This window comes from Mesorhizobium sp. B2-4-12 (assembly GCF_006441575.1).
In the GTDB taxonomy this organism is placed as follows: Bacteria; Pseudomonadota; Alphaproteobacteria; order Rhizobiales; family Rhizobiaceae; genus Mesorhizobium.
This window is the reverse complement of record NZ_VFVC01000018.1, coordinates 81884-101262: the sequence shown is the minus strand read 5'-3', so window position 1 is coordinate 101262 and position 19379 is coordinate 81884. Positions and strand designations below refer to the sequence as shown.

Genomic DNA, 19379 nt, shown 5'->3' with positions numbered 1-19379 from the left:
CGGCGTCGGCCGTCCGAAATAATAGCCCTGGAAGCGGTTGCAGCCCGCCGCCTTGGCCAGCGCGAATTCTTCCGCGGCCTCACCACCGGCCAGAAGCTGACCGCCGGCGCCGTGGGCTTGGGTGCGGCCGCGCTGGCGACCAAGGTGGCGCTGCCGGCTGTCCTGCAGAAGAAGGAAGCCACGCTCGCCAAGCAGAACCCCGGCGGCCTGCCAGTGAAGCCAGGGCGGGGCAGCCGGCAGCCAGGCGGTTCCACGCCGCTGTCGAAGCCATTGCCTGCCGACAGGCTGACAGGTCATGCCTTGCCCGGCGCCGACGGCAAGACGCTCCCGCTCGTCAATGGCAGGCCGGTGCTGAATGGACAGAATCTGCCCAACCCGAACCTGCCAAACAACAAATCCAGGAAGCTCTTGAACAAGCAGGGCACGGCAGGTGGAAACGCCGTGACCGGCAACGCTGTGGTGAATGGACAGAACCTGCCCAACAACCCGAACCTGCCCAACAGCAAGTCCAGGAAGCTCTTGAACAAGCAGGGCACGGCGGGTGGAAACGCCGTAGCCGGCAACCCTGCGGTTAATGGGCAAAACCGGGCCAATGGGCAGGGCCAGAACAGTACTGGCCAGAACGAAACAGGCAAGAATGGCAAGTTCCGCAGGGTCCCGGGTGCCAATGGCACGCCTGTGGCGAATGGGACGAACAACCCCTCGGCGCTCAAGGGCCAGAATTCAGGCCAGACCTCGCCCAACGGCAAGTTCAGGAAGCTTCACAATCAGAGCGGTGGCCAGACGAATGGCCAGGCCAATGGGGCTCAGGTCGATGGCAGCGGTCCCAAATTCCACAGGCTGCCCGCCAACGGAAGCGGTGGTGGCGACGTCCAGCAGAAATTCAAGGTCAACAATGGCAATCCGCAGCTGAAGGTGCAGGGTCAGCCCAGGCCGCAGAGGCCGGAGTTCCACGCCCAGCCGAAGCAGCAGATGCAACCGCAGGCACAGTCACGGCTGCCGCAGCAGCAGATGCAAGAGATGCGCCGGCAGCCGCAAGCGCAGCCAAGGCCGCCGAAGCAGCAGATGCAAGAGGTGCACCGGCAGCCGCAGGCGCAGCCAAGGCCGCAGCAGCCGCCAGCTGTCAAGAAGCCGTCTTGCGGGCACCCTAATGAGCCTGCTTGCAAGCAATAGTGCATATGGTCCAGAGGGGGCCCGGCTTGGGTCGCGACAGGCATAAGACAAGGCTCGAAACGCCTCGCCGGTCGCGTTGTGTGAGATGACACGGGCTGTGCCGGGCTGGCAGCAAACATGGTGAGGCCACGGCGGCAACCCGCGAACAGATCACATCTGCGTGGTTGGCCGCTGCCAAGATTGCGCAGTGCCCCGGCTCGCTGTTACCCAATCAGTGCAGGGGGTCAAAAAAGGAGTGAGCATAATGAGGATTGCAAGCGTTCTGACATCTGTCGCCCTGGCAGGGTTCATTGCGACGGGAGCCGCCGCGGCGACGAAAGCGGCGACCACGACGGCGCCGGCCACCACTACGACGGCGCCCATGAAGAAGGCTGCGCCTGCCATGACGCCGCAGCAAACGGCGATTTCGAAGCAATGTTCCGCGCTTGCAGATACCAAGAAGCTGCACGGAAAGGCGCGCGCGAAGTTCCGGGCCGACTGCAAAAAGAACGGCGGCAAAGCCAGCTGATCTTCGGCTGTCCGCGGCGTGTTATGCTGCCAACTGCCCTGCTTGGAGAGGCTGGCAGCAATTCTGGAGGTGAAGCGGTTCTCTGTCCTGGACCACTTCAAACCTGAACCACTTCAAAAGCCGCAGAGGAGGCGATAGTACCGGAACAAGCCGGGCCTCAAACCCGGGTGCCGCCCACCGTCATCTGGTTCATGCGCAGATGCGGCTGACCGACGCCGACCGGAACCCCCTGGCCAGCCTTGCCGCACATGCCGATGCCATTGTCGAGCGTCATGTCGTTGCCGACCATCGAAACGCGATGCATGGCATCGGGCCCGTTGCCGATCAGCATCGCGCCCTTGATCGGCTGCGTCACCTTGCCGTTCTCGATCATGTAGGCCTCGGTGCAGCCGAACACGAACTTGCCTGAAGTGATGTCGACCTGACCGCCGCCGAAGGAGACGGCGTAGATGCCGTTCTTGACCGATGCGATGATCTCGTCCGGATCCATGTCGCCTGCCGTCATGTAGGTGTTGGTCATGCGCGGCATCGGCTGGTGCGCATAGCCTTCGCGCCGGCCGTTGCCGGTGGCCTTCATGCCCATCAGCCGTGCGTTCTGCCGGTCCTGCATGTAGCCGACCAGCTTGCCGTCCTCGATCAGCACGTTGCGGGCCGACGGCGTGCCTTCGTCGTCGACGGTGAGCGAACCGCGCCGCTCGGGGATGGTGCCGTCGTCAACCACGGTGACGCCCTTGGCGGCGACCTGCTGTCCCATCAGGCCGGCGAAGGCCGAGGTTTTCTTGCGATTGAAATCGCCTTCCAGCCCGTGCCCGACAGCCTCATGCAGCATGACGCCCGGCCAGCCGCTGGACAGCACGATGTCGAACGTGCCGGCCGGGGCAGGAACCGCCGCGAGATTGACCAGAGCCTGCCGGAGCGCCTCCCTTGCGGCATGCTTCCAACTGTCCTCAATCAGGAAATCGCCAAAGGCCTTGCGCCCACCCATGCCGTAGGAGCCGCTTTCCTGGCGGTCGCCATCTCCGACCACGACGGAGACGTTGATACGGACCAGAGGCCTGATATCGCGAACCATCTGGCCGTCGGCGCGCACGATCTCAACATGCTGCCAGGACGCGGCGAGCGAGGCGGTCACCTGGCGCACGCGCGGATCCTCCGCGCGCAGCCAGGCATCGATTTCCTGCAGCAGCTTCGCCTTGGCCTCGAAGGAAGGCGAGGGGATCGGGTTCTCGTCGCCATAGAGATGGCGGTTGGTGCGGGCGGGCGCGGCGGCAAGTGTCCCGGAATAGCCACCCTTGACGGTCGAGACGGCATTGGCCGCGCGCAGCAGCGAGGCCTCGGACAGGTCGCTCGAATGGGCATAGCCGCTGGCTTCGCCGGCGACGGCGCGAAGACCAAACCCCTGATCCGTATTGAAGTTGGCGGTCTTGAGCCGGCCATTGTCGAACATCAGCGCTTCGCTTTCGCTGTATTCGAGAAACAGCTCGCCGTCGTCGGCGCCATTGATGGTGTCGGCGACGATCTGCTTGATGCGATCATCTGAAATGTCGAATTGGCCGATCAGGCTGTTCATGGCGTCCATCCGTGGAAAGAATTGTTTCCACGATGTAGGCGCGAAGATGCGCCTGCACAATCTGCAATGAAGATCGGGCTCGACGAATGGCAGCGGCCAGCCGACCCAAGTCAGGCTTCGGTGCGGCAAAATCGCGTCAGGACCGGGCTTTGCGCCAGGGGCGGAATCAGGGCAGCGCCGCGAACCCTTCGGCAAAACCCTTCAGGTCGACGGGAATGCCGATGCCTTCTTCCGGCGTCTGGAAGACGATGAACGTTGCCGACGTGCCGGTCTTCAGCGTGTCGAGCAGCGGCTTTTCGAGGATGACCTCGGCGTAGCATCCATCCTGGAAACAGCGCACGAAATAGGCGCGGCCAATGTCCTTGCCGTCGACATTGAGGCCGAGCCCGTTGGGCAACAGCACGCCGAGCGGCGCCAGCACGCGCAGAATCTCGGCCTTGTTGTCGGCGGTGCGCAGCACGACGACCGACAGTCCCATCTCCGGACGGTCCTCGGCAACGACGTTCTGCATCATCACGCATTGTTCCGAGGTGGCGCCGGCGGGCGTGTCGCAGATGATCGACCAGGCGCCATGCGTCGAGCGCACCGTGCCGCTCGGCTGGGCGGCATTGGCCTGACCGGCCACGAACAGACCGGCCGCGGACAGGGCGGCAACAAGCATGGCCTTGACCAAAGGGCTCGAAAGCCCCGGTCTCGTATGCCCCAGTCTTGTGTGCCCCAGTCTTGGGTGCCCAAGTCTTGAAAGCCAAGAGTTCATGACGGCTCCATTGCGAATCACGGCACTTTAAGCCGCGCCAATGCCAAGTAAAGGACGAGACCGCGGCCGAACTGTCCCGATACAGGCAATAGAGCGCTTTTTCCTGCCAAATTCGCCTGAATTACGACGCTTCGCGCGCCCGGCCGGCATGAGGCAGCGGCCTGCCGGACATACGCGATTCGCCGCCATTGCCGCCGCCCCGGAAGAGCCGTGCCGGCTTGCGCGCAAAAATGCCGCACAGTTTCCTCCGCTCCTTTCTTGCGGAGGGAAAAAGAGTATGGTTTGAACCACCTTGAGACTGTCCGGGATTCCCGTCCCGGCATTGTTCGTTATTCTTGCGGGCACAGCCGTGAGAGACTGGGAGACGAAGAGGGCGATGAGAAAATTCCTAGCAAGCACCGGTGCTGCTGCCACGTTCCTCGCCTGCGGATCCGCTCATGCGGACCAGCCCAAGGCGTGGGAGACGGGCTTCCAGGCGCCTGCGACCGACATGATGCGGCAGATCGAGTGGTTTGGAAACTACACGATGTGGTTCATCATCCCGATCACCGTCCTGGTGCTGTTCCTCCTTATCTATTGCATCGTGAAATTCCGCGCGAGCGTGAACCCGATTCCGTCCAAGACCAGCCATAACACGCTGATCGAGGTCATCTGGACCGTCGGCCCCGTCGTGGTCCTGCTTTGTCTCGCCATTCCCTCGTTTCAGCTTCTGACCGCGCAGTATACGCCGCCGGAGGAGGCCAAGCTGACCGTGAAGGCGACCGGCAACCAGTGGAACTGGGACTACGAATATCAGACCGACAACACGCTCGCCTTCAATTCGGCCATCCTCCAGGACGGCGACCGCGCCAAAGCCGGCAAGGAAGACCGCACGGTTTATCCGCGTCTGCTCGCCGTCGACAATGAACTGGTGGTGCCGGTCAACACGATGACCCGCGTGCTCGTCACCGCGACCGACGTGATCCATTCCTTTGCCATGCCTTCCTTCGGCATCAAGATCGACGCCATTCCCGGTCGCACCAACGAGACCTGGTTCAAGGCGGAGAAGGAAGGCCTCTATTATGGCCAGTGCTCGCAGCTCTGCGGCAAGGATCACGCCTTCATGCCGATCGCCATTCGTGTCGTCTCGGACGCGCAGTTCAAGACCTGGCTGGCTGCGGCCAAGACCGATCTGCCCGGCGCCAACAAGACGCTGATGGCCGAGGTCGATGGCCAGAACAAGGTAGCGGCCGCCGGCAATTGATGCCGCGGCCAGGAAAGATCAGGGAACGGAGCGGAACATGGCAGACGCTGCAGCTCACGACGGGCACGACCACAAGCCTTATCACGGTTGGGTGCGCTGGGTTTATTCGACCAACCACAAGGACATCGGTACGCTCTACCTGATCTTCGCGATCATAGCCGGCATCATCGGTGGCGCACTGTCGGTTGCCATCCGCATGGAACTGCAGGAGCCGGGCATCCAGATCTTCAGCGGTCTTGCGCAGATGGTCTACGGCATGAACGGTGATGCGGCGATCGATGGCGGCAAGAGCATGTACAACGCCTTTGCCACCGCGCATGCGCTGATCATGATCTTCTTCATGGTCATGCCGGCGCTGATCGGCGGTTTCGCCAACTGGATGGTGCCGATCATGATCGGTGCTCCCGACATGGCGTTCCCGCGCATGAACAACATCTCTTTCTGGCTGCTGCCGCCTGCCTTCATCCTGCTGCTCACCTCGATGTTCATGCCGAGCGCGCCGGGCGCCTACGGCGTCGGCGGCGGCTGGACGCTCTATCCGCCGCTTTCGACCTCGGGCCAGCCTGGACCGGCGATGGATCTGGCGATCCTGTCGATCCACATCGCCGGCGCGTCCTCGATTCTCGGTGCCATCAACTTCATCACCACTATCTTCAATATGCGCGCTCCCGGCATGACGCTGCACAAGATGCCGCTGTTTGCATGGTCGGTGCTGGTCACTGCCTTCCTGCTCCTGCTGTCCCTGCCGGTTCTGGCCGGCGGCATCACCATGCTGCTCACCGACCGCAATTTCGGCACCACCTTCTTCGCTCCCGATGGTGGGGGCGATCCGATCCTGTTCCAGCACCTGTTCTGGTTCTTCGGCCATCCGGAAGTGTACATCCTGATCCTGCCGGGTTTCGGCATCATCAGCCATATCGTGTCGACCTTCTCGAGGAAGCCGGTGTTCGGCTATCTCGGCATGGCTTACGCCATGGTCGCGATCGGCGCCGTCGGCTTCATCGTCTGGGCGCACCACATGTACACGACCGGCCTGTCGCTCGACACGCAGCGGTACTTCGTCTTTGCCACCATGGTCATCGCGGTGCCGACGGGCGTGAAGATCTTCTCCTGGATCGCGACGATGTGGGGCGGTTCGATCTCGTTCAAGCCGCCGATGCTGTGGGCGCTGGGCTTCATCTTCCTGTTCACCATCGGTGGCGTCACCGGCGTGCAGCTGGCCAATGCCGGCCTCGACCGCTCGCTGCATGACACCTATTTCGTCATCGCCCACTTCCACTACGTGCTGTCGCTGGGCGCGGTGTTCGCCATCTTCGCCGGCTGGTACTACTGGTTCCCGAAGATGACCGGCTACATGTACTCGCCGGTCATCGCCAACACCCATTTCTGGGTGATGTTCGTCGGCGTGAACCTGATCTTCTTCCCGCAGCACTTCCTCGGCCTCGCCGGCATGCCGCGCCGCACCATCGACTATCCGGACGCGTTTGCGGGCTGGAATATGGTGTCGTCCTACGGTTCGTACATTTCGGCCGTCGGTGTCGCGATCTTCCTCTATGGCGTGTTCGAAGCCTTCCAGAAGAAGCGGATCGCCGGTGCCAACCCATGGGGTGAGGGTGCCACCACGCTCGAATGGCAGCTACCTTCGCCGCCGCCGTTCCACCAGTGGGAGCAGCTGCCGAAGATCAAGTAAGGCGGCAGCCCCGGAATCGAAACCGCCGGTTAACCGGCGGTTTCGGCCAAAACGGATGGAATTGAGTACGCATGGCCCTAGTCGACGAAACCAGCATTGACGAAGCGGGCTTCCGCATGTCGGAAGCCACGGCGGGCGATTTCTTCGCCCTGCTGAAGCCGCGCGTCATGTCGCTGGTGGTGTTCACCGCCTTTGTCGGGTTGGTCGCGGCGCCCGTGACCATCAACCCGCTGCTTGCGGTGATCGCCATCCTGTCGATCGCCATCGGTGCCGGCGCCTCGGGCGCGCTCAACATGTGGTACGACGCCGACATCGACGCGGTGATGACCAGGACGGCCAGCCGTCCGGTGCCGTCCGGCCGCATCCAGCCACACGAGGCGCTGAGCTTCGGCCTGGTGTTGTCGGTGCTGTCGGTGATGACGCTCGGCGTGCTGGTGAACTGGCTGTCGGCGGCGCTGCTGGCCTTCACTATCTTCTTCTATGCCGTCGTCTACACGATGTGGCTGAAGCGCTGGACGCCGCAGAACATTGTCATCGGCGGCGCGGCGGGTGCGATCCCGCCGGTCATTGGCTGGGCCGCCGTGACCGGGTCGGTCAGCTTCGAAAGCATCATCCTGTTCCTGATCATCTTCCTGTGGACGCCGCCGCATTTCTGGGCGCTCGCGCTGTTCAAGTCCGAGGACTATGGGCGCGCCGGCATCCCTATGATGCCGAACGTCGCCGGCCATGCATCGACCCGCCGCCAGATTTTCGCCTACGCGTTGGTGCTGGCCCCGGTCGGTGTGCTGCCCTGGCTGCTCGGCTATACGACACCGATCTATGGCGTGGCCGCGCTGCTGCTGGGCGCAGGCTTTGTCTGGTATGCCTGGAAAGTGCTTGGCATGCCCGACAGCGATCGCGCGATGAAGCCGGCCAAGGCGTTGTTCGCCTATTCGCTGCTCTATCTCTTCGCCATTTTCGCCGTCTATCTCGCCGACAGCGTCATCGGGCGTCTACTCGCGGCTGGTGGAGCATGAGCATGGCCGAAGACAAGCTCGAAACGGTCACCTTGACCGAGCGTCAGAAAAAGGCTCAGCGCAGCCGTTCCATCGCCATCGGCGTGGCGCTCGCGGTGCTGGTCGTCATTTTCTACATCGCGACGATCGTGAAGTTCGGCCACAATTTGTCGGGCACGATGTGATGAGCATCGAGTTGCCCAAAAAGACGGCCGGGAAAAACAGCAACCGCATTGTCGCGGTTGTCTGCCTAGCCTTCTTCACCGGCATGATCGGCATGGCCTATGCGGCCGTGCCGCTCTACAAGATGTTCTGCCAGGCGACTGGTTATGGCGGCACGACGCAACGGGTCGAGAAACAGTATGCCGGCCGCGTGCTCGACCGTGAGATCACGGTCCGCTTCGACGCCAATATCGCCGGCGTGCCCTGGGAGTTCCAGCCGGTCCAGCGCTCGATGACCATGAAGATCGGGGAGACGGTCCAGGCGCATTATCGGGCGACCAACAAGTTCGACCGCCCCGTCACCGGCCGCGCCACCTTCAACGTGCAGCCGGAACTGGCAGGGCCCTATTTCAACAAGGTCGAGTGCTTCTGCTTCACTGATACGTCGCTGAAGCCCGGCGAGACGCTTGACATGCCGGTCCTCTTCTACGTGGACCCCGATATCGTGAATGTGCCGGAACTGAAGGACGTGAAGACGATCACTCTGTCCTATACGATGTTCCCGGTCGAGAAGAACAAGCCGGTCGCCTCCTCGGAGCCGGCCCAGGGCAATAGCAAGACAATTTCAAATACCGAAGGAAATCTCGGGGGTTGATATGGCAGACGCACACGCAAAACCACACCACGACTACCATCTCGTCGACCCGAGCCCGTGGCCTTTCCTGGGATCGGTCGGCGCGCTGGTCACCGCTTTCGGTGGTGTCTGCCTCATGGAGTACCTGAAGGGCGGCTCCGTCCCGATCTTCGGCTTCAACATCGCAAATCCGTGGCTGTTCTTCATCGGCATCGTGATCGTGCTCTACACCATGTTCGCCTGGTGGTCGGACACGATCAAGGAAGCGCATGAGGGCCATCACACGCGCGTCGTGTCGCTGCACCTGCGCTACGGCATGATCATGTTCATCGCTTCGGAGGTGATGTTCTTCGTCGCCTGGTTCTGGGCCTATTTCGATGCCAGCCTTTTTGCCGGCGAGGCGCAGAACTACGCGCGCCACACCTTTACCGGTGGCGTCTGGCCGCCGAAGGGCATGGAGGTTCTCGATCCCTTCCATCTGCCGCTCTACAACACCGTCATCCTGCTGCTGTCGGGCACCACGGTCACCTGGGCGCACCATTCGCTGCTTCACGGCGACCGCAAGGGGTTGATCAACGGTCTGGTGCTGACCGTCGGCCTCGGCATGCTCTTCACCATGGTGCAGGCCTACGAGTACATGCACGCTCCGTTCGGCTTCAAGGATTCCATCTACGGCGCCACCTTCTTCATGGCGACCGGCTTCCATGGTTTCCATGTCATCATCGGCACCATTTTCCTGCTGGTCTGCCTGATCCGGGCAATGAGGGGCGACTTCACCCCCAAGCAGCATTTCGGCTTCGAAGCGGCCGCCTGGTACTGGCACTTCGTCGACGTGGTCTGGCTGTTCCTGTTCGCCTCGATCTACGTCTGGGGATCGGTCGGCGCGGTGATCGAAGGCCACTGATCCAGGCCTGAGGATTTAGATTTCGGGAAGGCGGCCGCGGCGACGTGGCCGCCTTCTCCTTTTCGGCGCAATGTTTCGGCTGGTGGGGGTGGCTGCTTCAATTGGTCGACTGGACCGACGGCTGCATTGCCGTTAGGGATTCCGACATGGACGAAATCTGGGCGATGGTGGCCGATGGGACACCAATCGAGATCGAGAAGTAACCATGGGTGACGATAAGGCGATCTGGCCTCCGATCGATCCGATTTCGGCCGGCCTGCACGGCCGCTGTCCCCGCTGCGGCGAAGGACGGCTGTTTTCGGGCTTCCTCACCGTCGGAAAACGCTGCGCCAATTGCGGCCTCGACTATTCCTATGCTGACGCCGGCGACGGGCCCGCGGTCTTCGTCATCCTGATCATCGGCTTCATCATCGTCGGCTTGGCGCTTTGGGTCGAAGTGACGCTGAGCCCGCCGCTCTGGCTACATCTGCTTATCTGGATCCCACTAGCCCTGGTGCTGTGCCTGACTGCGCTCCGATTGATCAAGGGCGTCCTGCTCACCCTGCAATATGCCAACAAGGCGGCCGAAGGCCGGCTGGACCGCGGCGAATGAGCGAGGCATCCGTCAAAGTCGGTAGCCGTTCGCGGCCGCGATCGGCATTGCTGCTCGGCCTTGGCCTTGCGCTGCTGCTCATCCTGCTGGCGCTCGGCACCTGGCAGGTGCAGCGCCTGCACTGGAAGGAAGGCCTTCTGCAGACCATCGACCAGCGCACCCACTCCGCGCCGCTGCCGCTGGCCGATGTCGAGAAGGAATTCGCCTCGACCGGCGACGTCGACTACACGCCGGTGACGGTTTCCGGCACTTTCCTGCATTCCGGCGAACGGCATTTCTACACGACCTGGGAAGGCGACGCCGGCTTCAACGTCTACACCCCGCTCGCCCTCGACGATGGCCGCTTCGTCCTGGTCAATCGCGGCTTCGTACCCTACGACCTCAAGGACGCCGCCAAGCGCGCCCAGGGACAGGTGACGGGCAGGGTCACCATCACCGGGCTCGCCCGCAATCCGCTGCCGGGAAAGCCCTCGATGATGCTTCCCGACAATGACGTGGCGAAGAACATTTTTTACTGGAAGGATCGGGACGTGATGGCGGCGAGCGCCGGTCTGCTGGCCGGGTTCAAGCTGGTGCCGATCTTCATCGATGCCGACAAGACGCCGAATCCCGGCGGCCTGCCGATCGGCGGCGTTACCATCATCGATCTGCCGAACAGCCATCTGCAATATGCTGTCACCTGGTATGGGCTTGCTGCCGCGCTCGCTGTCGTGCTCGTCCTGCGGCTTCGCCGTCCCGCGAAGGACGGCTGAACGCGACCGCCCCCCTTTCTACCGATGCTCTTGACAGGGTAGGGGTAGGCACCTCATTTCGGCGCTGACGAACCGGCCAGGAATTTAATGCTTCAGACAATCGCCAAACCTCCTCTGACGATCCGGCTCTGCCAGCCGCGCGGTTTCTGCGCCGGCGTCGACCGCGCCATCCAGATCGTCGTGTTGGCGCTGAAGAAATACGGCGCACCGGTCTATGTTCGCCACGAGATCGTCCACAACCGCTATGTTGTCGAGGGCCTGCAAAGCCTTGGCGCCGTCTTTATCGAGGAGCTTTCCGAAATCCCGGCCGAACACCGGCAGTCGCCGGTCGTCTTCTCCGCGCATGGCGTGCCGAAATCGGTGCCGGCGGATGCCCAGGCGCGCAATCTGTTCTATCTCGACGCCACCTGTCCGCTGGTCTCGAAAGTGCACAAGCAGGCGATGCGCCATCAGCGGCTTGGCCGCCACGTGCTGTTGATCGGCCATGCCGGACATCCCGAGGTGATCGGCACCATGGGACAGTTGCCGGAGGGCGCGGTAACGCTGATCGAGACCGAGGCCGACGCCGCCGGGCTTGAGCCCGCCGATCCGCGCGCGCTCGGCTTCGTCACCCAGACCACCCTGTCGGTCGAGGACACCGCCGGTATCATCCGCGCCCTGCAGGACCGTTTTCCAGACCTGCAGGCGCCGGCGGCGGAATCGATCTGCTATGCCACCACCAACCGCCAGGAGGCGGTGAAGGAAACAGCGGCCGGCGCCGATCTCTATCTGATCGTCGGCGCCCCCAATTCCTCCAATTCGCGCCGCCTTGTCGAAGTGGCGGAGCGTGCCGGCGCCTCGATGTCGCTTCTCGTGCAGCGCGCCGCCGAAATTCCGTGGAATGACATCGGCAACATTTCTACACTCGGCCTGTCGGCAGGGGCATCGGCGCCGGAGATCATCGTCGACGAGATCATCGACGCGTTCCGCCAGCGTTTCGATGTCACCATCGATCTGGCCATCACGGCCACAGAAACAGAGGATTTTCCGGTCATGCGGGTATTGCGCGATGTCGAACTGACGCCGGCTGACATGGCCTTCGTCAACGGAGCCGCGTAAGGCACATGGCGGTCTATACCGACGTTGCGGAGGGCGAACTCGGCGCTTTCCTGAAGCACTATCCAGTCGGCGATCTCCTGTCCTACAAGGGCATCGCAGAGGGCACGGAAAACTCGAACTTCCTGCTGCACACCTCGACCGGCTCCTACATCCTGACGCTCTACGAGAAGCGCGTGGAGAAGGCGGATCTGCCGTTCTTCCTTGGGCTGATGGGCCACCTCGCCAACAAGGGGGTGTCCTGTCCGCTGCCGGTGACCGCGCATGACGGCAGCGTCATCGGCACGCTGGCCGGCCGTCCGGCCGTCATCATCACGTTCCTCGAAGGGCTTTCGCTGCGCCGGCCGATGGCAACGCACTGCGCCGAAGTCGGCAAGGCGCTGGCCGCCCTGCACCTTGCCGGCGCTGATTTTCCGATGACCCGCCCCAACGCTCTTGCCATAGACGGCTGGCGCAAGCTTTGGGACGCGTCCCGCGACAGGGCCGACGAAGTCGAGCCGGGACTGGCGGCCGAGGTGGATGCCGACTTCGCCGATTTCGATCGCAACTGGCCGAAAGACCTTCCTAAAGGCATCATCCATGCCGATCTTTTCCCCGACAATGTCTTCTTCCTCGGCGAAAAGCTCTCCGGCCTGATCGACTTCTATTTCGCTTGCGACGACCTCTACGCCTATGACGTCGCCACCTGCCTCAACGCCTGGTGCTTCGAGAAGGACTTTTCCTTCAATCTCACCAAGGGCAAGGCACTGCTCGAGAGCTACCAAAGCGTGCGGCCCCTGAGCGCCGAGGAGAAGGCGGCGCTGCCGATGCTGGCACGCGGTTCAGCGCTGCGCTTCATGCTGACCCGCCTCTATGACTGGCTGACCGTTCCCAACGGCGGGCTGGTGATGAAGCGCGATCCGACGGAATATATCCGCAGGATGCGGTTCCACCGGGCAATCAAATCTCCTTCGGAATATGGATTGGCATGAGCAAACAGGTTGAGATCTTCACTGACGGCGCCTGCTCGGGCAATCCTGGCCCTGGCGGCTGGGGCGCCATCCTGCGCTTCAACGGCACCACCAAGGAGCTCTCCGGCGGCGAGGCCGAGACGACCAACAACCGCATGGAATTGCTGGCGGCCATCTCTGCCCTGAACGCGCTCAAGGAGCCTTGCACCGTCGAGCTTCATACCGACAGCAAATATGTCATGGACGGCATTTCCAAGTGGATCCATGGCTGGAAGAAGAACGGCTGGAGGACCGCCGACAAGAAGCCGGTCAAGAACGGTGAGCTGTGGCAGGCACTGGACGACGCCAACAGACGCCACAAGGTCACCTGGAACTGGGTCAGGGGCCATGCCGGCCACGCCGAGAACGAGCGCGCCGACGAATTGGCAAGGGAAGGCATGGCGCCGTTCAAGAAGGGCTCCTTCAAGCCAGCGGTTTCAGCGCCAAAGCCGGATGTCCAGGCAAAACAGCCGCCGACGACGAAGGCACGTCGCTCGACGCAGAGCTATTGAGTTCCAGCCTTGGGGCTTCCGATCGACGGGAGCCCTCTGCCATGCCGACTCTTGCTGCTTGCGCTGAGCGGCAAGCAGATAAGCCGCGACAGGGATCAGCCGCCTGGCGGCGGCAACCACTTCGCCTTCGATATCGCCACGCGTCGCGTTCTCTACGGATGGCGGCCGATCGACAGTCTGGAGCAGCTCTAAGCCCTCAGCGGATCAGTAGCGCGGTGCCCCAAAGCCCAAGCGCGAACACCGTGTGCGAGACCAGGTTGAGCGCCCGGATCTGCATCGGGTTGGGCCGTTTCGATGCTGCCCATCCGGCGCCCATGCCGGGCGCCAGCAGGAACCAGCCGGCGCCGACGGTGACGATGCCAAGAATGAAGGCTGGCAGGAAGGTCGGCGCGGTAAGCCAGCCTGCTCCAGCCACGACGACCAGGATGATGCCGTAGACAATGCCGACGAAGTAATGAAAGGCCCAGCCCAGCGCCACTTCATGTGCATAGGGCGCCGCATCGCCGATATCGTCGTGAAAGACCTTGTCGCCGAGGTGCCGGACCCAGCGGCCAACCGGTCCCCAGTTCGGCCGTGGCTGGCCAAATGCCTTGTGGAGGAAGAGCGCCCAGATATCCATCAGCACGGTGGCGCCGATGCCGATCGCGATGGCGCGCCAGAAGATGTCAAGCATCGTTGGGATCCCCGAAAGCCGGCAGTTCTGGAGCGCAAGTGGTTGTCGGGCAAGCAGCGGCCATTGCGGTCTCGCCCGATGCGACCGTTGAAGCTCAGAGCTGTCCGAGAATATGAGCGGCGCCGGATTCGTCGACGCCCGGCTTGGTCTCGACATTGAGCGCGGTGACCTTGCCGTCGTCGATGATCATTGAAAACCGCTTCGAGCGCAGCCCCATGCCGCCCGCCGAAAGGTCATTGTCGAGGCCGACCGCCTTGGCGAAATCGCCATTGCCGTCGGCGAGGAACAGGATCTTGCCCTCACCGCCGGTGAAGCGCGCCCAGGCGCCCATGACATGGACGTCGTTGACCGAAACGACGGCGATGGTGTCGACGCCACGCGCCAGGATGGCGTCATGGTTTTCGAGATAGCCGGGCAAATGGTTGTTGCTGCAGGTCGGCGTGAAGGCACCGGGAACGCCGAACAGAACCACCTTTTTCCCCGGGAAAATCTCGGCCGACGTGATCGCCTTGGCGCCGTCGGTGGTCATCGTCTTGAAGGTCGCTTCGGGCAGCATGTCGCCGACGGAAATGGTCATGAGTTCCTCGCTTGGGGATGGGAAGCATGCTTGCGTAGCGAACTCAGCGGCTTCCCGCAACCGCAGCATCAAGGGAAAGGTAGCAGCCCTTCGACGGCCCCCGCCGAACTCGTCAGCGTGTAATGCAGCCCGCCATCCGTGGGCGTCGTCGAGGGGCGGTCGAGGATCGGCACGGTGAAGATCAGCTTGCCGTCCTTTTCCCGGCGGGAAGGGGGGCCGAACATGTAGTCCCGCTCGCTGGCGACAAAGAAATCCGCTGCCTCCGGGGCACCGGGAAAGCTCGCCTCGACAACCAGCGTCTCGTGATCGCCCGGCAGCACAGTGATGCCGAAGTCAGGCTTTGCCGGCGCCGGCAAAGCCGCGAAACTCGCCTTCACAAGGGCTGCATCGCCGGCATTGTCGGGATCCGAAGCGGGGTCGACGGTCAGCCGTGTCTGCACCGGGATGCAGATCGTTTCACAAATGCCGAGGAAGATGTCGGCGTCGATGACGGCCGGCTGGTTCGGCGTCGCCAGCGTGAATGTGACAGGCAGCGAAACTGGATAGTTGTAGCCGGCCCATTTGCCATAACCATCGTCGTGGCGTTGGGGTGGAGGAAACGAGAGCGAGGCATCGGCAATGTTGGTGCTGGCCGAGATATCGAGCTGCGGCGGCACGCCGGCGTCGCCTGGGTCGCGCCAGTAGGTCTTCCAGCCGGGCCTGAGCGCTATGTCGAGAACGCCCTGGATACGGCCGGCATCGTCCGGCTTGCCGCTCGTCACCAGCCGCACCTTGCCGCCTTCGCTGTTGTACCAGGCGGACGAGGAGGCGGAGGCGGGGACTACGGTCGCCGAACCGATGGCGGCGCCGAGCAGCAGGATTTTCAAGCTTTGCATGGCAATGATTTGATCGTCCGTTCGTGGCCGCGCAATGATTTCATGGCCCTGCCGATATCATATTTGCGTGACCTTCGCGGGCAAGCAACTGCTGGCTTGGCAACATGGGCTTTGGTCGAATCCGGCGCTGCGCATCTTTTCGGCGCCCGGGAAACACGTTACCCTCCTTGTCATGGATTTGTTACGCCACAAGAAGACAACCGCTGGCCGCGGTTTTCTCGATGATCAATTCCTGATTGCCATGCCCGGCATGAAGGACGATCGTTTCACGCGCTCTGTCATCTACATCTGCGCGCACAGCGATGAAGGCGCGATGGGCCTGATCATCAACCAGACCCAGCAGATGCTGTTCCCGGACCTTCTGGTGCAACTCGGCATCATGAACGAGCAGGAGGCGATCCGCCTGCCGGCGCAAGCGCGCGATTTCGTCGTCCGCAATGGCGGCCCTGTCGATCGCAGCCGGGGCTTCGTGCTGCATTCCGGCGACTATCGCGTGGAATCGTCGCTGACCGTTTCCGACGACATCTGCCTGACCGCGACGGTCGACATATTGCGCGCCATCTCGTCCGGCCGCGGGCCCCGTCACGCGCTGATGGCGCTGGGTTATTCGGGCTGGGGCGCCGGCCAGCTGGAAACCGAGATCGCCGAGAATGGCTGGCTGACCTGCCCGGCCAGTCCCGAGCTGCTGTTCGACGCCGACATCGAGCGCAAATACGATCGGATACTCGCCTCGATCGGCATCGATCTCGCCCATCTCAGCCTCGCTGCCGGACACGCCTGAGCTTCTTCTCACGCCTGCGTCAACGGATACTGCTCTTTCAGCGTCCTCAGCACCTGGTCGCCGGGCATCGGCGCGCCGAACATGAAGCTCTGCACATATTCGCAGCCCATCTGGCGCAGTTCCAGCGCATCGCGCTCGTCGGCGATACCCTCGGCAACCACCGAAAGACCGAGCTCATGCGCCATGTTGACCATGGACTTGAGCAGCACGGCGCGCTTGGGCGTGTTGTCGTCGACAAAACTCTTGTCGATCTTGATCGTATCGAAAGGGAAACGCGTGAGGTAGGCGAGCGAGGAATAGCCGGTGCCGAAATCGTCCAGCGACAGGCCGATGCCGAGCTGCTTCAGCTTGGTCAGCACGTGGGCGGTCTGCTCGGGATTGTCCATTACCAGGGATTCGGTGAGCTCGAGCCGGAAGCAGCGCGGCTTCAGATTGGCCCGCGCGATGACGGAGCGGACATCGCTGACCAGGTCGCGGCGGATGAGCTGGCGGCTGGACAGGTTGACCGAAACCGACAGCGGCGCATCGCCGATCTGCTTTTGCCATCCGGCGAGATCCTCGGCGGCCTGCTGCATGGCGAACAGCCCAAGCTGCACGATTAGCCCGCAGCTTTCGGCGACCGGAATGAAATCGGCAGGCGGGATCATGCCGCGACGCGGATGGTCCCAGCGCAGCAACGCTTCGAAGCCGGCAACGCTGCCGTCTTCTAGGCGCACGATCGGCTGGTAGGCAAGCGTGAATTCGCGCCGTTCGATGGCGCGCCGCAAATCGGATTCAAACTGCAGCCGGTCGGTGCCGACGGTTCGGAAAGCCGGGCGGAACGGCTCGATCCTGTCGCCGCCGAAGCGCTTGGCCTGGTGCATGGCAAGCTCGGCGTCCTTGACCATGTCCTCGGCCGAGCTCTGGGCCGATGTCCAGGTGATCAGGCCGATCGAGGCGGTCAGCACGATCTCGCGCTTGGCAAAGGTGATCGGGTTGTTGATCGCATGCTTGATGGCATCCGCCACGCCGGCGATGCGGGCAGGGTCCTGCTCGGACAGCAGCATCAGCGCGAACTGGTCGCCGGCAAAGCGCGACAGCGAATCCTTCGGTTTCAGGAGCCGGTGCAGGCGCCGCGCTATGGTGAGGAGGATGGTGTCGCCGGCCGAGATGCCGAGCCCGTCATTGACCTGCTTGAAGCGGTCGATGTCGATGACGAACACGGTCGGACGCACCTTCTCTTCGGTGCGAGCGATCGAGATGATCGCCTCCAGCCGGTTCATGAACAATTCGCGGTTGGGCAGGCCGGTTAGATTGTCGTGCACGGCGTCGTGCAGCAGCCGCTCCTCGGACTTCTTCTGCTCGGTGACGTCGACCATGGTGCCGACGCAGCGGATGACCTCGCCGTCCGACCCGATCACCGGGCGGGCGCGCAAGGCAAACCAGTGATAGTGCCCGTCGGCGCCGCGCAGGCGGAAATTCTGTGCCACCCGGCCACGGCGGTGCTCCAGCACCACGTCGAGCGTCGTGCGGAACGTGTCGCGGTCATCGGCATGCAGCACCGGCAGCCAGTTGCGCGCCGCACCACCCAGGCTGTTGGGCGCCAGCCCGAGCTGGATGCTGACATCAGGCTTGGTGACGACGCGGTCGCGCAGCACGTCCCAATCCCACACTGTGTCGCCTGATCCCGCGACCGCCAGCGCCTGGCGTTCAAGATCGGAGAACAGGCCCTGGTGCAGGGCGCCGCCGGCAAAGGCGTGCTGCATGACGGTGAAGCCAATCAACAGGATGATGAGGATCAAGCCACCGCCGAGCGCCGGCTGGGCGATGTCGTTGTCCAGCATACCGGTGATCGCCATCCACGATCCACATAGCCACAACAGCACCATGACCCAACTGGGCACCAGCATGATGGCGCGGTCATAGCCGCGTATGCCGAGGAAGATGATCAGGCCCAGCCCTGTCAGCGCGGTGGCCGCGAAGGACAATCTGGCGATGCCGGCGGCGACCGCCGGGTCGACAATGGCGACGCCGGCGATCAGCAGCAGCCCCAGTATCCAGACCAGCGCGCCATAGCTGAAGTGGCCGTGCCATCGGTTGAGGTTGAGATAGGCGAACAGGAACACCACGAAGGTGCCCGCCAGCGCCACCTCCGTTCCCGCTCGCCACATCTGCTCATTGCCGGGCGAGATTTCGATGATCTTGTTGAGGAAACCGAAATCGACGCAGATATAGGCAAGCACCGCCCAGGCGAGCGCCGCCGTCGCTGGGAACATCGAGGTGCCCTTGACCACGAACAGGATGGTCAGGAACAGCGCCAGAAGGCCGGCAATGCCGATGACAATGCCGCGAAACAGCGTGTAGGAATTGACTGAGTCCTTGTAGGACTCCGGGTCCCACAGATAGACTTGGGGCAGCTTCGGCGAGGCGAGTTCGGCGATAAAGGTGATCACCGTGCCGGGATTCAGCGTTACCCGGAACACGTCGGCGTCGGGGCTGGTCTGGCGGTCTAGCGCGAAGCCTTCGCTGGGCGTGATGGCGGCGATGCGTGTCGAGCCGAGATCAGGCCAGAAGATGCCGGAATTCACCAGCCGGAAATGCGGCGCGACGATCAGCCGGTCAAGCTGCTGGTCGGTGGTGTTGGCGAGCGCGAAGACCGCCCAGTCGCCGGTCGAACGGGCATCGTTGGCCTCGACCTCGATGCGCCGCACGATGCCGTCCGGCCCGGGCGCGGTCGACACCTGGAAGTTCTCACCCTGGTTGCGGTAGATCTCGACAGCGCCTGAGAGGTCGAGCGCGACATCGTCGCGGGCAATCTTGATCGGTTCGACGGCAAAGGCCGACGAAGCCGCGCACAGCGTCAGGATTGCCGCGAGGACAAAGGCGAAGAGCGGCCCGTTTCGCAGGAAATTCGTCAA

19 protein-coding genes and 3 pseudogenes are annotated in these 19379 nt (G+C 63.0%); 16 read left to right on the top strand and 6 right to left on the bottom strand.

The genetic code is table 11. The annotated features are described in order from the left end of the window. Window positions 1-1173: pseudogene (locus FJ934_RS13380) on the top strand (hypothetical protein); the annotation flags it as partial. Window positions 1174-1417: 244 nt separating this feature from the next. Beyond that, a complete protein-coding gene (locus tag FJ934_RS13375; RefSeq protein WP_140610084.1) occupies window positions 1418-1681 on the top strand; it encodes a hypothetical protein in 264 nt (87 codons plus the stop codon). Between the two features lie 157 nt (window positions 1682-1838). On the opposite strand, the gene tldD is transcribed toward FJ934_RS13375, so the two are convergent. Together tldD and FJ934_RS13365 are read right to left on the bottom strand one after the other, a co-directional pair. Beyond that, window positions 1839-3251, bottom strand: a complete 1413-nt coding sequence (gene tldD / locus FJ934_RS13370; protein ID WP_140610083.1) for a metalloprotease TldD — start codon at window positions 3249-3251, stop codon at window positions 1839-1841. Between the two features lie 166 nt (window positions 3252-3417). Then, the gene (locus FJ934_RS13365) at window positions 3418-4008 is read right to left on the bottom strand and encodes an invasion associated locus B family protein (RefSeq protein WP_140610082.1); all 591 of its coding nucleotides are present in this window, start codon (window positions 4006-4008) and stop codon (window positions 3418-3420) included. Window positions 4009-4384: 376 nt separating this feature from the next. On the opposite strand from FJ934_RS13365, the gene coxB reads away from it, so the two are divergent. The 13 genes and pseudogenes from coxB to FJ934_RS28365 all read left to right on the top strand — a co-directional run. Then, window positions 4385-5251, top strand: a complete 867-nt coding sequence (coxB, locus tag FJ934_RS13360) for a cytochrome c oxidase subunit II (RefSeq protein ID WP_140610081.1) — start codon at window positions 4385-4387, stop codon at window positions 5249-5251. A 37-nt stretch (window positions 5252-5288) separates the two neighbouring features. Then, a complete protein-coding gene (ctaD, locus tag FJ934_RS13355) occupies window positions 5289-6941 on the top strand; it encodes a cytochrome c oxidase subunit I (RefSeq protein WP_140610080.1) in 1653 nt (550 codons plus the stop codon). 71 nt (window positions 6942-7012) lie between these two features. Beyond that, the gene (locus FJ934_RS13350) at window positions 7013-7957 is read left to right on the top strand and encodes a heme o synthase (RefSeq protein ID WP_140610079.1); all 945 of its coding nucleotides are present in this window, start codon (window positions 7013-7015) and stop codon (window positions 7955-7957) included. Window positions 7958-7959: 2 nt separating this feature from the next. Beyond that, window positions 7960-8121, top strand: coding sequence for a hypothetical protein (locus tag FJ934_RS13345; RefSeq protein ID WP_140610078.1), 162 nt, complete (start codon window positions 7960-7962; stop codon window positions 8119-8121). Further along, window positions 8121-8753 (top strand): cytochrome c oxidase assembly protein, encoded by a 633-nt coding sequence (locus FJ934_RS13340; protein ID WP_140610077.1) that lies wholly within the window; start codon window positions 8121-8123, stop codon window positions 8751-8753. The genes FJ934_RS13345 and FJ934_RS13340 overlap by 1 nt, the downstream gene beginning before the upstream one ends. A 1-nt stretch (window position 8754) precedes the next feature. Further along, window positions 8755-9636 carry a cytochrome c oxidase subunit 3 gene (locus tag FJ934_RS13335; RefSeq protein WP_140610076.1) on the top strand — a complete coding sequence of 294 codons (882 nt, stop codon included), beginning with the start codon at window positions 8755-8757 and terminating at the stop codon, window positions 9634-9636. Window positions 9637-9710: 74 nt separating this feature from the next. Next, a pseudogene (locus tag FJ934_RS27990) lies at window positions 9711-9839 on the top strand (L,D-transpeptidase family protein); the annotation flags it as partial. A 2-nt stretch (window positions 9840-9841) separates the two neighbouring features. Further along, window positions 9842-10228 carry a DUF983 domain-containing protein gene (locus FJ934_RS13330; protein ID WP_140610075.1) on the top strand — a complete coding sequence of 129 codons (387 nt, stop codon included), beginning with the start codon at window positions 9842-9844 and terminating at the stop codon, window positions 10226-10228. Next, window positions 10225-10980 (top strand): SURF1 family protein, encoded by a 756-nt coding sequence (locus FJ934_RS13325; RefSeq protein ID WP_181165603.1) that lies wholly within the window; start codon window positions 10225-10227, stop codon window positions 10978-10980. The genes FJ934_RS13330 and FJ934_RS13325 overlap by 4 nt, the downstream gene beginning before the upstream one ends. An 87-nt stretch (window positions 10981-11067) precedes the next feature. Next, entirely contained in the window at window positions 11068-12078 is a 1011-nt protein-coding gene (gene ispH / locus FJ934_RS13320) for a 4-hydroxy-3-methylbut-2-enyl diphosphate reductase (protein WP_140610074.1), read from the top strand. Window positions 12079-12083: 5 nt separating this feature from the next. After that, window positions 12084-13046: a homoserine kinase gene (locus FJ934_RS13315; protein WP_140610073.1), complete on the top strand. Its 963-nt coding sequence runs from the start codon at window positions 12084-12086 to the stop codon at window positions 13044-13046. Then, entirely contained in the window at window positions 13043-13576 is a 534-nt protein-coding gene (gene rnhA / locus FJ934_RS13310) for a ribonuclease HI (RefSeq protein ID WP_140610072.1), read from the top strand. Before FJ934_RS13315 ends, rnhA begins: the two co-directional genes overlap by 4 nt. Before the next feature lie 63 nt (window positions 13577-13639). Continuing rightward, a pseudogene (locus tag FJ934_RS28365) lies at window positions 13640-13768 on the top strand (histidine phosphatase family protein); the annotation flags it as partial. Window positions 13769-13772: 4 nt separating this feature from the next. On the opposite strand, the gene FJ934_RS13300 reads toward FJ934_RS28365, so the two are convergent. The 3 genes from FJ934_RS13300 to FJ934_RS13290 form a co-directional block, all read right to left on the bottom strand. Continuing rightward, window positions 13773-14249, bottom strand: coding sequence for a DUF2938 domain-containing protein (locus FJ934_RS13300; protein ID WP_140610071.1), 477 nt, complete (start codon window positions 14247-14249; stop codon window positions 13773-13775). 94 nt (window positions 14250-14343) lie between these two features. Continuing rightward, a complete protein-coding gene (locus FJ934_RS13295; RefSeq protein ID WP_140610070.1) occupies window positions 14344-14826 on the bottom strand; it encodes a peroxiredoxin in 483 nt (160 codons plus the stop codon). A gap of 68 nt (window positions 14827-14894) precedes the next feature. After that, window positions 14895-15701: a protein-disulfide reductase DsbD domain-containing protein gene (locus FJ934_RS13290; RefSeq protein ID WP_140610069.1), complete on the bottom strand. Its 807-nt coding sequence runs from the start codon at window positions 15699-15701 to the stop codon at window positions 14895-14897. Window positions 15702-15873: 172 nt separating this feature from the next. On the opposite strand from FJ934_RS13290, the gene FJ934_RS13285 reads away from it, so the two are divergent. After that, on the top strand, window positions 15874-16482 hold the full coding sequence (locus FJ934_RS13285) for a YqgE/AlgH family protein (RefSeq protein ID WP_140610068.1): 609 nt from the start codon (window positions 15874-15876) through the stop codon (window positions 16480-16482). Between the two features lie 8 nt (window positions 16483-16490). Here the strand turns inward: FJ934_RS13285 and FJ934_RS13280 are convergent, their stop codons facing one another. Next, window positions 16491-19379, bottom strand: coding sequence for an EAL domain-containing protein (locus FJ934_RS13280; protein ID WP_140610067.1), 2889 nt, complete (start codon window positions 19377-19379; stop codon window positions 16491-16493).

Excerpts from the sequence above, each read along its gene's own strand:
- FJ934_RS13290 (WP_140610069.1), bottom strand. The coding sequence starts at position 15,701 with ATGCAAAGCTTGAAAATCCTGCTGCTCGGCGCCGCCATCGGTTCGGCG.
- coxB (WP_140610081.1), top strand. The coding sequence starts at position 4,385 with ATGAGAAAATTCCTAGCAAGCACCGGTGCTGCTGCCACGTTCCTCGCC.
- FJ934_RS13330 (WP_140610075.1), top strand. The coding sequence starts at position 9,842 with ATGGGTGACGATAAGGCGATCTGGCCTCCGATCGATCCGATTTCGGCC.
- FJ934_RS13315 (WP_140610073.1), top strand. The coding sequence starts at position 12,084 with ATGGCGGTCTATACCGACGTTGCGGAGGGCGAACTCGGCGCTTTCCTG.
- FJ934_RS13350 (WP_140610079.1), top strand. The coding sequence starts at position 7,013 with ATGGCCCTAGTCGACGAAACCAGCATTGACGAAGCGGGCTTCCGCATG.
- FJ934_RS13335 (WP_140610076.1), top strand. The coding sequence starts at position 8,755 with ATGGCAGACGCACACGCAAAACCACACCACGACTACCATCTCGTCGAC.
- FJ934_RS13300 (WP_140610071.1), bottom strand. The coding sequence starts at position 14,249 with ATGCTTGACATCTTCTGGCGCGCCATCGCGATCGGCATCGGCGCCACC.
- FJ934_RS13295 (WP_140610070.1), bottom strand. The coding sequence starts at position 14,826 with ATGACCATTTCCGTCGGCGACATGCTGCCCGAAGCGACCTTCAAGACG.
- rnhA (WP_140610072.1), top strand. The coding sequence starts at position 13,043 with ATGAGCAAACAGGTTGAGATCTTCACTGACGGCGCCTGCTCGGGCAAT.
- tldD (WP_140610083.1), bottom strand. The coding sequence starts at position 3,251 with ATGAACAGCCTGATCGGCCAATTCGACATTTCAGATGATCGCATCAAG.
- FJ934_RS13375 (WP_140610084.1), top strand. The coding sequence starts at position 1,418 with ATGAGGATTGCAAGCGTTCTGACATCTGTCGCCCTGGCAGGGTTCATT.
- ispH (WP_140610074.1), top strand. The coding sequence starts at position 11,068 with ATGCTTCAGACAATCGCCAAACCTCCTCTGACGATCCGGCTCTGCCAG.
- FJ934_RS13345 (WP_140610078.1), top strand. The coding sequence starts at position 7,960 with ATGGCCGAAGACAAGCTCGAAACGGTCACCTTGACCGAGCGTCAGAAA.
- ctaD (WP_140610080.1), top strand. The coding sequence starts at position 5,289 with ATGGCAGACGCTGCAGCTCACGACGGGCACGACCACAAGCCTTATCAC.
- FJ934_RS13325 (WP_181165603.1), top strand. The coding sequence starts at position 10,225 with ATGAGCGAGGCATCCGTCAAAGTCGGTAGCCGTTCGCGGCCGCGATCG.
- FJ934_RS13340 (WP_140610077.1), top strand. The coding sequence starts at position 8,121 with ATGAGCATCGAGTTGCCCAAAAAGACGGCCGGGAAAAACAGCAACCGC.
- FJ934_RS13285 (WP_140610068.1), top strand. The coding sequence starts at position 15,874 with ATGGATTTGTTACGCCACAAGAAGACAACCGCTGGCCGCGGTTTTCTC.
- FJ934_RS13365 (WP_140610082.1), bottom strand. The coding sequence starts at position 4,008 with ATGAACTCTTGGCTTTCAAGACTTGGGCACCCAAGACTGGGGCACACA.